Origin of the sequence: Psychrobacter sp. Choline-02u-9, from assembly GCF_002836505.1 — a bacterium.
Classification (GTDB): Bacteria; Pseudomonadota; Gammaproteobacteria; order Pseudomonadales; family Moraxellaceae; genus Psychrobacter.
The window spans coordinates 1-14,615 of sequence record NZ_PJBF01000002.1; the positions used below are offsets into that span (position 1 = coordinate 1).

Annotated in this window: 13 protein-coding genes; 6 read left to right on the plus strand and 7 right to left on the minus strand. The window is 41.4% G+C overall.

All coding sequences use genetic code 11. The annotated features are described in order from the left end of the window. The 5 genes from dnaX to CXF69_RS00175 form a co-directional block, all read right to left on the minus strand. On the minus strand, positions 1-1,371 hold a 1,371-nt coding region (dnaX, locus tag CXF69_RS00155; protein WP_102083143.1), incomplete at its 3' end, for a DNA polymerase III subunit gamma/tau. Between the two features lie 69 nt (positions 1,372-1,440). Then, entirely contained in the window at positions 1,441-2,703 is a 1,263-nt protein-coding gene (locus CXF69_RS00160; RefSeq protein WP_101204356.1) for a hypothetical protein, read from the minus strand. Between the two features lie 115 nt (positions 2,704-2,818). Further along, positions 2,819-4,357: a lysine--tRNA ligase gene (lysS, locus tag CXF69_RS00165; RefSeq protein WP_101204357.1), complete on the minus strand. Its 1,539-nt coding sequence runs from the start codon at positions 4,355-4,357 to the stop codon at positions 2,819-2,821. Between the two features lie 130 nt (positions 4,358-4,487). Continuing rightward, entirely contained in the window at positions 4,488-5,579 is a 1,092-nt protein-coding gene (prfA, locus tag CXF69_RS00170) for a peptide chain release factor 1 (RefSeq protein WP_057760300.1), read from the minus strand. Between the two features lie 234 nt (positions 5,580-5,813). Next, positions 5,814-6,959, minus strand: a complete 1,146-nt coding sequence (locus tag CXF69_RS00175; RefSeq protein ID WP_101204358.1) for a beta-ketoacyl-ACP synthase III — start codon at positions 6,957-6,959, stop codon at positions 5,814-5,816. A gap of 296 nt (positions 6,960-7,255) precedes the next feature. Between CXF69_RS00175 and pnuC the strand changes: the two genes are divergently transcribed. From pnuC to creD, 4 genes are all read left to right on the plus strand, one after another. Next, complete coding sequence (gene pnuC / locus CXF69_RS00180; protein ID WP_101204359.1) at positions 7,256-7,966, plus strand: nicotinamide riboside transporter PnuC; 711 nt, start codon at positions 7,256-7,258, stop codon at positions 7,964-7,966. Continuing rightward, positions 7,917-8,531 carry an AAA family ATPase gene (locus CXF69_RS00185; protein WP_101204360.1) on the plus strand — a complete coding sequence of 205 codons (615 nt, stop codon included), beginning with the start codon at positions 7,917-7,919 and terminating at the stop codon, positions 8,529-8,531. Before pnuC ends, CXF69_RS00185 begins: the two co-directional genes overlap by 50 nt. 90 nt (positions 8,532-8,621) lie before the next feature. Beyond that, positions 8,622-9,146 carry a TIGR00645 family protein gene (locus tag CXF69_RS00190; RefSeq protein WP_101204361.1) on the plus strand — a complete coding sequence of 175 codons (525 nt, stop codon included), beginning with the start codon at positions 8,622-8,624 and terminating at the stop codon, positions 9,144-9,146. Between the two features lie 159 nt (positions 9,147-9,305). After that, entirely contained in the window at positions 9,306-10,907 is a 1,602-nt protein-coding gene (gene creD, locus CXF69_RS00195; RefSeq protein ID WP_101204362.1) for a cell envelope integrity protein CreD, read from the plus strand. Positions 10,908-11,023: 116 nt separating this feature from the next. Here creD and CXF69_RS00200 read toward each other — a convergent pair whose 3' ends face one another. Continuing rightward, entirely contained in the window at positions 11,024-11,707 is a 684-nt protein-coding gene (locus CXF69_RS00200) for a DUF421 domain-containing protein (RefSeq protein WP_101204363.1), read from the minus strand. Positions 11,708-12,028: 321 nt separating this feature from the next. On the opposite strand from CXF69_RS00200, the gene CXF69_RS00205 reads away from it, so the two are divergent. After that, positions 12,029-12,946 carry a DMT family transporter gene (locus tag CXF69_RS00205; protein ID WP_101204364.1) on the plus strand — a complete coding sequence of 306 codons (918 nt, stop codon included), beginning with the start codon at positions 12,029-12,031 and terminating at the stop codon, positions 12,944-12,946. 171 nt (positions 12,947-13,117) lie between these two features. Here CXF69_RS00205 and CXF69_RS00210 read toward each other — a convergent pair whose 3' ends face one another. Next, on the minus strand, positions 13,118-13,531 hold the full coding sequence (locus CXF69_RS00210; RefSeq protein WP_101204365.1) for an organic hydroperoxide resistance protein: 414 nt from the start codon (positions 13,529-13,531) through the stop codon (positions 13,118-13,120). A gap of 166 nt (positions 13,532-13,697) precedes the next feature. Between CXF69_RS00210 and CXF69_RS00215 the strand changes: the two genes are divergently transcribed. Continuing rightward, the gene (locus CXF69_RS00215; protein ID WP_101204366.1) at positions 13,698-14,549 is read left to right on the plus strand and encodes an AraC family transcriptional regulator; all 852 of its coding nucleotides are present in this window, start codon (positions 13,698-13,700) and stop codon (positions 14,547-14,549) included. The last annotated feature ends 66 nt before the right edge of the window (positions 14,550-14,615 follow it).

Below are 14,615 nucleotides of genomic sequence, written 5' to 3' on the forward strand. Positions count from 1 at the left end.
AACAATTGGTTCAGGCTCAACAATTGGTTCAGGCTCAACAATTGGTTCAGGCATAACACTATTAACTGACTGCGCTAAATGGTCATTATCATCAATACCGCTTTGCAGCTCATCGTGACTTGGTGTCTGATAATCAGCATTATAAAGCTCTGGCGGCGGTGCTGACGCTTCATGTGCAACAGCATCTAGAGCCGATGTAGAAGATACTGGCTCTATAGCTGGTATTTTTGTAGCAGACCCATCATTATCACAAGTATTGCTCAAGACTTCATTGACTGGCAATGGACGAAACGCCAGTAATCGTAAAATGCACATCTCAAGCGCTTGCATCGGTGTACTTGCAAGCTTGACACCTTCACGTGCCTGTACAACAATCTCATAATACAGTTGCAAAACATCAGGGCTGATATGCTGAGCTAGCGTATAAATATCTTTTGCTTGCGCCTCATTGACATTAAGAGCGACCTCGGGCAACAGCTGAGTTAATGCCAACTGATGTAACAGTTCAGCAAGCCCATCAAACATACTAGTCGCATCGACCATTTGCGCGCGCATTTGCTCAATATGAGCAGCAACCGCAGACTTATCATGGTTATAGATATCTGTGATTAGACGTACTAAGTCAGCAGCATCAATAAGACCAAGCATTGCATTGACAGTCGCATCATCCAGTGCGCCTTGACCAAAAGCAATGGCTTGATCGGTCAATGATAACGCATCACGTACAGAACCCTTGGCTGCACTTGCCAACTGCCAAATGGCTGGCTGAGTATAGCCTACCTGCTCTTTGGTCAAGATATTTGCCAAGTGCTCGCTAAGTAACGTTTGAGGTAATGGACGCAGTACAAATTGCAAACAGCGCGAAATAATCGTAATCGGTAGCTTTTGTGGATCAGTCGTCGCTAATAAAAACTTCACATGCTCCGGTGGCTCTTCTAGCGTTTTAAGTAGCGCGTTAAAGCTGTGCGTAGACAGCATATGTACTTCATCAATCAGATAGACCTTATAACGTCCTTGGCTAGGCGCATAAGGCACATTGTCTAATAGCTCACGCGTGTCTTCAACCTTGGTACGAGAAGCGGCATCAATCTCAATAAGATCAATGAAACGCCCCTGATCAATAGCAACGCAGTTATCACATACACCGCAAGGAGTACTAGTAATACCAGTATCACAGTTCAAGCATTTAGATAAAATACGCGCAATCGTTGTCTTACCCACACCGCGCGTACCTGTAAACAGATAGGCATGATGCAAACGATTATAATCAATCGCATTAATCAACGCTTGAGACACATGCGTCTGCCCAATCAACTCGTGAAAGTTTTTTGGTCGGTATTTGCGAGCTAAAACTTGATATTGCTGCGTCATAAGAAATGCCAATGTAAATAATACAAATATAAAGGAAGCGTCGGGTTAGTGAATCGTACTATGTTTAGGTTATAACTGAGCTTGAAGTTGGGCCAGCCGGTCATATAAGCGTTGAGTACTTTCATCAATCAATGAACCTGCTTGATGAAATATATCCAGATAAACCTCAGTGTTTACACTGTCTTCGCATGGTCTAAACTCTACGCCCAGTAAAAACAAATTGTCCATTACTGGCTCTTGTAACTGGACATTGATATCTGACAATAAATCTTTATACGAGAGCCGAACATTCTCTGCGCTTAGCGAACTGCTATCGTCTTGCGCATAAAACACCATGAGATAATGGCGTCCAAATACATGATAAGAATGCTCGTGACGGACATATCCATTCCAGCGCGAGTCTTGATCCATGGTTCTATAAGCTAAGATTTTTTCTACTAGACATGCATAGGTATACATTGACTCATCTACCAAAATATCAACCTGATCATTTGGTAGATGAGTACCTGCTTCATGATAACGCTCAAGCACACTGTTGAATAGCTTGAACCACATTCCAGTATTTTTTTGCATCTCAGCCATTAAGGCATCGGCATACACAGTCTGATTCGGCTCTACTGCTTTAAGTAAGCGTAATTCAACTTGCTCAATTAACTCACTATCAATTAGCTGTTCTTGTACCCTAATCGCTCTTTGATGAAAGTCAGGTGATTGTAGAAACTGTTTAAGCAATGTTGATTCGTTTTGAAATAATGCAAAACTAGATAGTTGACGACGATGAAAATCTAAAAAGGTTGTTAAATCACTTGGCGTCACCAATTGATTGAGGATATCAACAAAGTTTTGATGACTAAAGACTTGTAGGATACTTTGCTCATCATCTAAGTCTAAAACACAATCCTCTGCAAAAAACCGACTGCCATATTCGTAGCCAACTGCATAAGATGAATGGCCCGATTTATCGTCTTGATGATTGATAGACAATGATGTTAAGCCAATAAAATAAACTGCTTTATCAGTTGTCACGGTATTTCTATCTACAATTAGGCTATCGTTTTTTTGATAAATCTGAGCGTGGCGTTTGATAAGTTGGTTAACAACTTCTTTTCTCCACTCACGAACTCTAGGATTATCCACTTCTTGTCTATTCGCTTGCATCACAACCGTATTGACGAGCAGATAAATAGTAGCGCCAGAAAACTCAAAAACAAAATCATAACCCTGAAAATGATCAGAGTCAGTGATTTTGTCATCAGGCAACTCATACAATGATAAAAAACATTGCTGAATCATTTTTTGCCATGGCGCATGTGATGCTTGCTGAATATCCATAATACCTCTATAAACGATATTTCACAAAAAAGCTGATACCCATTCTGTGAAAATGAGCAAAAGCTTTTTATGCTGAGTTAAGTATCAGTTTGGATTTATAGCAAGCAAACCCACATTAGCTATCTTGTTTGCGGCGCATATGCGGGAACAAGATCACATCACGGATACTAGCAGAGTCGGTAAATAGCATTACTAGACGATCGATACCAATACCCTCACCGGCTGTCGGTGGCAAACCATAAGACAATGCTTCGATATACTCTTCATCGAAATGCATAGCTTCATCATCGCCCGCGTCTTTTTCAGCAACCTGACCACGGAAACGCTCGGCTTGGTCTGCTGGGTCATTAAGCTCACTGAAGCCATTAGCCAACTCACGACCACCAACGAACAGCTCAAAGCGATCGGTAATCTCAGGATTGTCATCACTACGACGCGCTAGTGGCGAGGTCTCAGCTGGGTACTCAGTGATGAACGTTGGCTGACGTAATTGATGCTCAGCCGTTTCTTCAAAGATAATCGTTTGTAGTTTACCCACACCGAACACATCTTTGACTTGTTGCTTAAGTGTCGTAGATGCATATTCTGCTAGGTATTCACGATCATTGATACGTGTCATGTCAAAGTTTTCAGCATATTTTGCAATCGCATCAGACATTGATAGACGAGCAAATGGTGCTTTTAGGCTAATGGCTTCCTTTTGATAAGTCAGCTCTGTTGTACCCAACACATCTATTGCTAACTGATTAAACAGACGCTCAGTCAAATCCATCAGGTCATGATAATCAGCGTAGGCTTGATAGAACTCAATCATGGTAAATTCTGGGTTATGACGGGTTGAAACCCCTTCATTACGGAAACTACGGTTAATCTCAAATACGCGCTCGAACCCGCCAACGACCAGACGCTTAAGATAAAGCTCAGGCGCGATACGTAGATATAAAGGCATGTCTAATGCATTATGATGTGTCTCAAACGGACGAGCTACTGCGCCGCCTGGTATCGGATGCATCATTGGCGTTTCAACTTCCATAAAACGTTCATTAAGCATAAATTGACGAATACCACTAACGATCTGACTACGAACCATAAAGGTATTGCGAGTCGTCTCATTGGTCATCAAATCAAGATGACGATTACGATAGCGCGCTTCGACATCAGCCAAACCATGGAACTTGTTTGGCATTGGACGTAGTGATTTGGTCAGTAGCGTAATTTCTTCAATATGCACATACAAATCGCCTTTACCTGAGCGACCGATATAGCCTGATACACCAACGATGTCACCCAAATCTAGTGATTTAATGCTTGCACGCGTTTCCTCATCAAGCTCTTTACGTGCTACATATAACTGAATACGGCCTGTCATGTCTTGGATCACGATAAACGAACCACGGTTAAGCATGACTCGACCTGCCACGTTGACCTGTGTTTTTTCACCATTCGCTGCTTTTTCTTCAATTTCCTGCTTTGAGACACCATCAAAAGCCGTCTGTAAGTCTTGCGCATAATCAGTGCGTTTGAACGTATTAGGATACGGCTGTTTACCTGAAGCACTGATATCGTCTAGCTTGGCTTGCAGTTGTGCGATTAGCTCGTTAGCATCTTCTACGACTGGGGTTTGATCTTGGTTCTGATTATTGTGCTTTGACATAACACTCTCAATATTTTTAGGTAATTAAATGGATAAACGAAAACAGAAAAATTAAATCAATACTTATTATTATAAGAACAGACATGGTGATAAAAACGATAAAACTACTGGTACTCTTAAAGACTAGCTACTAGTCATTGCCACCGATACTGGCCATCAAATCAGCCTGATGCTCACGCAGTAGTGCATCAAGAATCTCGTCCAAGTCGCCTTCCATAATGGAATCAAGCTTGTATAAGGTAAGGTTGATACGGTGATCGGTCATACGACCTTGTGGAAAATTATAGGTACGGATACGCTCAGAGCGATCGCCACTACCGACCAAGTCACGACGTATAGAGTCCGCCACATCGACCTGTGCTTGCACTTTGGCTTGTTGAATTTTAGAGACCAGCATTTTCATAGCATGCGCACGGTTTTTGTGTTGGCTACGCTCTTGCTGACACTCTACCACGGTACCTGTCGGAATGTGTGTCAAACGTACGGCAGAGTCAGTCGTGTTCACGTGCTGACCACCAGCGCCGCTTGAGCGGAAAGTATCCATTTTGATATCAGCAGGATTGATATCGACGGTATCATCAATCTCAACTTCCGGCATGACCGCAACCGTACAAGCTGACGTATGCACACGACCTTGGCTCTCGGTTTCAGGGACACGCTGTACGCGGTGAGCGCCTGATTCAAACTTTAGACGACCATATACACTATTGCCAGATACACGAGTGATGATTTCTTTATAACCGCCATGCTCACCTTCATTTGCAGAGAGCACTTCTAGTGTCCAGCCTTGGCTCTGCGCGTATTTTTGGTACATACGGAACAAGTCACCAGAGAAAATCGCTGCTTCATCGCCACCTGTCCCTGCACGAATCTCTAAAAATGCTGGTACTTTATCGTTAGGATCTTTTGGTAGCATCATCAGATTAAGCGCTTCTTCCATCTCTACGATGGTATCACGCGCACTCTCAATCTCATCGATCATCATCTCTTTCATGTCAGGATCTGTTGCATCGGCTAGCATCGCTTCTGCATCAGCCTGATCCGTTTCTGCACCCACGTAGTTTTGCCACAGCGTCGTGATCTCCATCAAGTCGCTGTGCTCAACAGACAATTCACGGAACTTATTATTATCACTAATGACACTAGGATCTGATAATAAAGCGGTGACCTCTTCATAACGGTCTACCATCTGGTCTAAACGCAGGCGTAAGGATTCTTTCATAAAAGGACTTTTAATTAGATAAGAGGAATAAGCCCGTGATTATAGCAAATTTTTTGGGGTAAATTAAAACCTCTAATCATTCTTGTTGATATTGTCGGTAATCTCGATGTTATCTTCTCCAACATCTCTGTTTATATTTAGATGTCACAGCTTAATTTCAATAGCAGAAACGACAGACAAAAAAATAGCTAAGAAGACTCTTAGCTATTTTTATCAGGACAGGTAGTTAAAGTATTAGACCTTGCGAACTAAGACCGATCCAATAGAGTAACCTGCACCAAATGAGCAAATAACGCCCAGATCGCCTGATACTAAGTCATCTTTGTAGCGATGGAATACAATCATAGGACTCGCTGAGCTAGTATTGGCAAATTCAGCAATAACACTCGGAGCAATCGATTTATCGGCATCTTTACCAACCACGGTACGTAGAATCAAATCCAACATATTGGCATTGGCTTGATGCAACCACATCATCTTAACATCAGATGTTGGGATGTCGTTTTCTTGCAAGTGCTCAGTGATAATCTCTGACACTTTCGGACAGACTTCACGGAATACTTTACGACCGTTTTGCAAAAACAGCTTGTCAGTGACCGGTGCTTTGATATCTGGATACATTTCAGTCTGTGCTGCTAGATACTCTGAGCGATCCATAAAGCCATATTCGTTTTTAATGTTGGTCGAAAACTGAGTAAATAGCTTAGAGTTTAGAATCTCATAACCTTTTGGCGTATCTAATTCTTCAACGATAGAAGCAGTCGCTACATCACCGAAGATAAAGTGGCTGTCACGGTTGCGCCAGTTTAGATGCGCTGAGGTAATCTCAACGTTGACCACAGCAATACGCTTGGCCAAACCAGAGATGATAGAACCATGTGCTTGTGACAGACCAAACGTCGCCGCACTACACGCAACGTTCATATCATAAGCAAAGCCGCCAATCATACCAATTTCGTTTTGGATTTCGATAGCAACCGCAGGATAAGTACGTTGGAAGTTTGAGCAAGCAAGGATGATACCATCTAAGTCGTTGGCCTCAAGTCCAGCATCAGCCAAAGCGTCTCTCAGTGCTGCTGCACCCATTTCGGCCATGACTGACAACTCTTCGCCCAAGTTGCGGTAAGGGATAACTGGCGCCATGATTTCAGTATTTAAGATACCTTCTTTTTCCATCACATAACGTGATTTGATACCAGATACTTTTTCGATGAAAGCAGCTGAAGAAGGCTCAAGTGCCGTCACTGTCTCTGCAGCTATCTCTTCAGCATGTTCGGTATTATAGTTTTCAACATACTGGTTAAATGACTCAACTAGCTCTTCGTTACTAATGCTGTAAGGTGGGATATAAAGACCAGTGCCTGTGATACAAGTCGTCATGATAAGCTTCCTTGTCTACTACTGTGGTGCTTGGAATAAGCATAAAAGTGGAAAAATAATAGCCATTCAAATTCAGTGAATAACTGTAAACTTAAAATCAGTGTGTTTATTATGCCTGAATATTATAATTTTTCTAATACTTTGTTACAAATAATCTGTTTCTTGCCATAAATTAGCAAAGACTACCGTCCTTTTTCGATAGCTACGTTATAATTAGCATCATTTTATTCTGTACGACTCATCGAACTACCTTAATTATTCAGAATATTGATACACGCTCATACTTAGGAATGCTCATGGCAGAACTTCTCAACTGGTTATTTGGTCAATACGCTGACTACTCTACGATATTCATCATTCTTGAACTGATTGCCGTTGTCTTCGGCGTAGCAAGTGTCTTACTCGCCAGCAAAACCAATATTTTAGTCTTCCCTATCGGTCTGGTCAGCACTGCTATATTTGTGTACCTACTGTGGAAGTGGCAGCTGTTTGGCGATATGTTCATCAATGCTTACTATACCGTGATGAGCTTGTATGGCTGGATTAACTGGTCAAAGAATAAGAAAAACCAGTCTGTTGAGCACAAGCAGTCAAATGCCAATAATGTCCGTATTGAGCATTTGCATGCAGGTGACATCCCGATACTATCTGCTTTGGCAGCAGGAACGATAGCTTTTGTAGGATTGGTTTATTACTTCCGTCCAGTGATTAATAATGGCTTCAGTTTCGATGGTGCGGTACTTGGAATCCATCTATTTACTTGGGTCGATTATACTGACATGCTCACTACTGCTTTATTTTTGATGGCAATGTGGCTCATGGCACGGCGTAAAATCGAGCATTGGATACTCTGGATCATCGCTGATGCGATATCGGTACCGCTATACTTTTATAAAGGTTTTACTTTTACCGCGCTACAATATGTAGTCTTCACTCTTATCGCAATCTGGGCATACTATGAATGGCAACGACGCTACCGTATACAACCTCGAGCAGCATACGCCTAAATCTGTCATCAACGTCGCGGTCTTAGGGGCAGAAAGTACGGGTAAGACGACCTTATGTCGTGATTTGGCCGAGCATTTTGATACTCCTTGGGTGTCAGAATATATGCGCACCTACTTACAGGCAAAATGGGATGACGAGCAGCTGACTTGTACGTGGGAAGATCTCCTACCTATCGCACAGGGGCAGATTACACTAGAGAACACCTTAGCCAAACAGGTCGCTCAGACGAATAATGCCAGTCATTATTTGTTTTGTGATACCAGTTTGTTTGAGCTGATGGTTTATTCTTATTGGTATTATGGCGACTGCCCTACGGCCCTTGAGCAAGCAGCATTGGCGCATCACTATGACTTAATATTATTGACTGATGTTGATACGCCATGGGTGGCTGATGACCTGCGAGACAGTCCACACCAACGCGATGAGATAAGCGACTATTTCGCCAGTCAATTAAGCAAGCATCAGAAATCATTCCAACGCATTAGTGGCAATAGAAAAGCGCGCGTTCAGCAAGTAGTAGCGCAGCTCGCTGATATAGACAACATATCGCCACATCAAAGCTAAATAGCTATACCCAAAAACTTATTCATATTTGTGTCTTTAAGACGTTCTTGTCTTTAAAACTTTTTTGTATTTGAAACCTAAGAGATACCCATGCTAAAGAAGTTTGAGCTTTATTTAGAAAAAACCATATTTAATAGCCGCTGGATACTGGCGCCTTTTTATCTAGGATTAGTGCTAGGCATTATTTTATTATTTATTAAGTTTGTCCAAAAACTATGGTACATGTTTGCTGACATTCTGACGGCCTCTGAAGCCAGTGTAATTGTAGATATATTGGTATTGGTTGATATCTCTCTGGTTGCTAGCTTACTGCTTATCATTATATTCAGTGGCTATGAGATCTTTGTCTCAAAAATCGATACTGGCACTCATGATGATCGTCCTAGCTGGATGGGCAAAGTAGACTTTTCTGGTCTAAAGCTCAAAGTCATCGGAGCGATCGTCGCTATCTCGGCAATCGATCTTCTCAAATCCTTTATGGATATCTCTAGCGGAATGAGTGAACTTGATGCCGACAAACTCATGTGGAAGGTTATTATTCATATGACCTTTGTATTGTCTGGCTTGTTATTCGCTATTATGGATAAAGTCGTTGGAGACACGAAAAAGCATTAACACTTGAAAGTAGTTATCCGAAAGTATCAACTTTCGCCCTTTCACAGTTGTTCCATATTTCCTGCATATGTTTTCTTTATGCCCTCTCTATGATGTCTTTTAAAGCCATAGTCTGCTATCTCGGCAGCTGTGGATTCAAGACACTTAGGAGGCGACCACATGCAAAAAACATTATTGACTAAGTTATCTATCATTGTAGGACTATGTATTATCTTTTCGATTGGTCTCAGTATGATTAGCGACATCATATATGAGAGACAATACTACGCAGAGTCAGTGATAAAAGAAATCACCGAGCAACACGTCAATCCACAAGAAGTCATTAACCCATTTATCGCCATCCCTACGACAATCACACCAGCATGTCAGTCATCTGATACACCAAATGTAAAGAACAAATGCGAACCGTCATACTCGAAAATCGAGACGATATTTGCCTTTCAGACGCAGGCAGCACAGAACCTAAAAGTAAACACAGACACCTATAAACGCGGTATCTATAGTGCTACTAGCTATGATGGTCAGCTGACATTCAATCAAAGTTATACGCTTGGTAAGACTTTAAAAAATTTAGACCAGGCTGGAACTACAATTGACGATGATGCAGATAAGACACAGCTAGCCAAAACCATTACCCACTGGAACAAGGTAAAACTTATCATTCCTGTGTCTGATTTGCGCGGTGTCGCTACCCTGCCTACTGTCACAATTAATCAAAAAACAATTGCAGCAAACTATCCGCAGATACCAATAATAGAGAACTTAACCTATGTCGAAGTAGATATTCCTAAAGATGTATTGGATCAATTAATCAATCCTACTAGCCAGCAGAATAAAGATAGCTTGGCTACCACAGGCTCAATAAATACAGATCTAAATAAATCAGAGGTGAGTAGCAAGTTATCTAATCCTAGAGACAATCAAGCGCTCAATATTGTGATCGACTTACCATTAGCTGGCATTAGTAATTTAACGACTGTCCCAACTGGGCAGAACTTTACTCTGTCTATGCACAGTAACTGGCAGACACCAAACTTCATCGGCAAAGCATTACCAAATACCAAGAGCATCACCGCTAAAGGATTTGATGCCAGTTGGCAAAATCAATATTTGACTGTTGCCAATAACCAATACCTATCCCAGTGTATCCGCACATCTAATCAGCACTGTACTATCATGAGTGAATCATCACTCAATACTGACCGCTCTTCCGATAGTTTTTCTACAGTTTCAGAAGGCGTGGTTACGGCAGGGAATGACAGCACAACTATAAATCATAGAAACACTCAACTGAATAGTTTTGGTGTTAGTTTTGCAAATCCTAACGATGTCTATCTACAAACTGAAAGAGCCATGAAGTACGCCTTGCTATTAATTTTGGTATCTTTTGGTACTTTCTTTTTATTTGAAGTACTCAAATCAAGTCGTATCCACCCTATTCAGTATCTACTAGTCGGCTGCGCACTATTTGTCTTTTATGTTTTATTACTACCACTTGCAGAACAAATCGCATTTTGGCAAGCCTATATGGTAGCGTCCAGTGCTTGTGTCGGGCTTATTGGCTGGTATAGCTATTATGTATTTGGCGGTTTAAAACGGGCAGTAATCTTTGCCGCGACACTTGCTGGGCTATATGCTGCGTTTTTTGGTATTTTAAGTACAGAAGATCTCAATCTGTTACTGGGTGCGATATTCTGCTTTGTGATACTTGCCTGCGTGATGGTGATGACTCGCAAACTCGACTGGTATAAAGTCACGTAAATTATGCAAGCCTCTTAACCTACTTTCTTTATTTTGAATTGAAGTTTTAAAGGAAAAAAGCACTTGGCTGCCTTAGCCTTAGTTTATCAACTGAGCTAAGGCAGCTAATCGTTATATTATTTGACGATATGATTGTTTAACGCTTTAGCCCAATTATTGCAATTATCCTCACAGCGCGGACAACAATGATTGGGGTCAGATATTTCATCGACGTAACCGCAATACATACAAGCATAATAAACCCCTGCTTCTACTTGCTCGACCGGTCGATATTGCTTAGGGAAAAGCGGCATACCGTAGTCTGTCTTTTCAGAGGTGTGCAATAAAATACTAAAATTGCCATCAGTCTCGAGCAAACCGGTACGCACTTGACCTAAATGCTCAACCCCTTGTTGGCGCATTTCAGCAAAAAACTCATCATGTGACATTTCCCCCTGTTTAATCTTATCAAGCACCAGCATGCCATCTTCTACAATATACATTGAGCGCCCCTCTAGCAGGTCCTCAAAAGGCTGGAACTTCATCATCGCCCAAGTACAGAGCCTATAAAGTGAAATGACCGTACCCATGATTAATACCGCTTGGATAATAGGCAGGTCTTCGGTGAACATGGGATCACCTGCGATAGAGCCTAACGATAAAATGATGGTTAACTCAAAAATAGAAAGCTGACGAACGCCGCGCTTACCAGTGAATCGCAAAAATGTGATAATTAATACAAACATTACAGTGACACGTATTAAAATTTCTACGGCAAACCACCAAGTTGTGTCATAAATAAAAATACTTGCCCAATTCATACTATCTTTCCTATTTATTTATCTGATTTATTGTGTTTCATGAGTGTTGTTCTAATAGTTCATTTGACGCGAAGCACATCATCCCTATTTTTAGACCTTATCGTCAATACAACTATCGTTATTCTGATTTAAAAGAGACTTTTTGCCATAAGTACGACAAAATATCCTGTCTTGTGAAACGGTTATAGATTAGATTAATCAGTTATAAATCTATTATCTTTGCTAAGAATAAACATTCGTTATAACAGCGTATCTTAAGACCTAAAACTAAAATCCTATGTTTGCCTGTTTTGTGCCATTTATTCATTGTAGGAATTACTTTTGAAAGCCACGATTTATACTATTATTGCGTTAATCGCCTTTGCTGCAAATTCTCTGTTTTGCCGAATGGCATTGGCGGAAGGCTACATCGATGCTTGGAGCTTTACCATCATCAGGCTAGTGAGTGCGACGGCCTGTCTAGGCATTATCATGGCTATACATGCTTACAGACTGCGACGCCAAACGTCTAATCATGACGAATCTACTGTCCACGCTATATTAAATGACAAAGGCAGTTGGTTAAGTAGTCTCAGCTTGGTGATTTATGCGCTGTGCTTTTCAATTGCGTATGTAGAGCTGGATACTGGCACTGGGGCATTGATTTTGTTTTCAGCGGTTCAGCTGACGATGATTGGCTGGGGTATCTATAAAAAAGAACAGCTCAGCGCGCTACAATGGTTAGCGTTTGTCGTTGCAGTGGCGGGGTTTGTATATCTGATGTTGCCATCCGCTGCCATACCGTCACCATTGGCTGCAGCGTTAATGGCTATGAGCGGCATAGCTTGGGGAGTATATAGTATACGCGGCAAATCATGTGTCTCACCGCTGCGAGCGACAGGGTTTAATTTTGTGCGTAGTTTAGTCGCTGTGCCTATACTACTACTGGTAGGTATAACGTATCTAGATGACTTAGGTTTGAAAAATATCAATTTGGATGGTATTACCATTGAAGGTGTACTACTCGCCTGTGCATCCGGAGCGATCGCCTCAGGGTTGGGCTATAGTATCTGGTATACAGCGATGCCACTATTGAAAAACACACAAGCCGCTATCGTTCAGCTATGTGTCCCTGTGATTGCTGCGTTGCTAGGTGTGATATTTTTATCTGAGCAGTTAACTATGCCCTTTATTATCGCAAGTACGGTCATTTTGGGCGCGGTCTTGGTGTTTACCTTAAATAAAAAAGTACCGGTATAAAATAATGCTATTAACAACCTATCATTAGCTAAACTGCTCAGAAAAAGTTCCAGCTTATGATTCTACCAGACAACATAAAACGCCCCGACTCTTATAAATCGAGGCGTTTTATATTCGAGTTATTATTTTAATATTGCTAGTCTACGGTCAACAGTCGTTGAACAACAGCATTTAAGCAACAGTAACTTCTAGACGAGTATCGACATTGCCGCGAGTAGCATTAGAATACGGGCACACCTGATGCGTGGCTTCGATCAACTGCTGCGCCTGCGCTTCATCAATACCTGATACTTCTACAGACAGCTCTATCTCTAGGTTGTAGCTACCGTCAGCTTTCATACCGATACCTACTTGCGCAGAGGTTTTTGAAGCGGTAACAGGCAATTTCATGTGCTGTGCAGTCATGCTCAAAGCGCTATCAAAACAAGCCGCGTAACCCATGGCAAAAAGCTGTTCTGGATTCACGCCTTCTTTGTCTTGCTCTTGAAAAGATACCAAGTCAAATCCTAAAGAACCATCGTCTAATCCAGTATGGCCAGAACGTCCACCAGTAGCGGTTGCACGCGTTTTATAAAATATTTTCATGAGTAATTATTCCTTGTTTCATATTATTAGAGGTCGTACTTACGCTGTTGCGATGAGATTATTATAGAATCCTCTGCATTTATACGTTAGAACAAACCTCTATAACTCTTGCCTAATCCTACAAATATTTATACTATCAGGCAACTCTATAAAATAAGCACTCGTGATGAATCAAACGACTATTGACCAACTTTTAGCAGTACTACCTAGAAATAAAACCATCGAGTCCGCTGTTTCAGGCTTGTTCTTTTACTGCGCGGACAAACCAAGCAAAGCCGTAAGCTATATTCAAGAGCCAAGTATTTGTATTGTATTGCAGGGAGAACGCGAGATTTATTTGGGTGCTGACTGTCAAAGGTTTGACAATAGTAACTTGATGTTCTGTCCAGTTAATATACCGCTAAGTATGCATATTAAACATGCTTCGATAAAAAACCCTGTCATTGTTTTATCAATGAAATTAGATTTAGCCATGATTAGAGATGTGTTAGCGCAGATACCGACCACACAACCAGTAGCAGGCAATCATTTAGGGATAAAGTGGCACCTAGATGACACCATAATGGACGCGTTTGAGCGATTGATACGCTTGCTTGATTATCCAAACGATATTGATTTTCTGTCTTCTCTAATTCAACAAGAAATATACTATCGCCTACTCTTGGCTGAGCAAGGCAACAAACTTAAACAATTGGTCGTTATCGGTAGCCATACACGCCGTATTGCCCAAGCGACTGACTGGATAAAGGCACATCTAGATGAACCTATCATGGTTGAGAGCTTGGCTAGTAGGTGCGGCATGAGTGTCTCAGGGTTCCATCAGCACTTTAAAGAAATAACCCAGCTGAGTCCGCTACAGTATCAGAAAAGCTTACGTTTAATAGAAGCCAGACGCTTAATTAAGATGCATGGGGCGCAAATATCACAAATAGCGATGCAAGTAGGCTACGAAAGCCCTAGTCAATTTAGCCGAGAATATAAGCGGTTTTTTGGTCTGAGCCCGAGTAACGAGTTGTAGTTATAATCTTATTTTTTAATAGAATAAATTTAACTCGCTTAGGCTACTTTCTATTATATAGTTAAG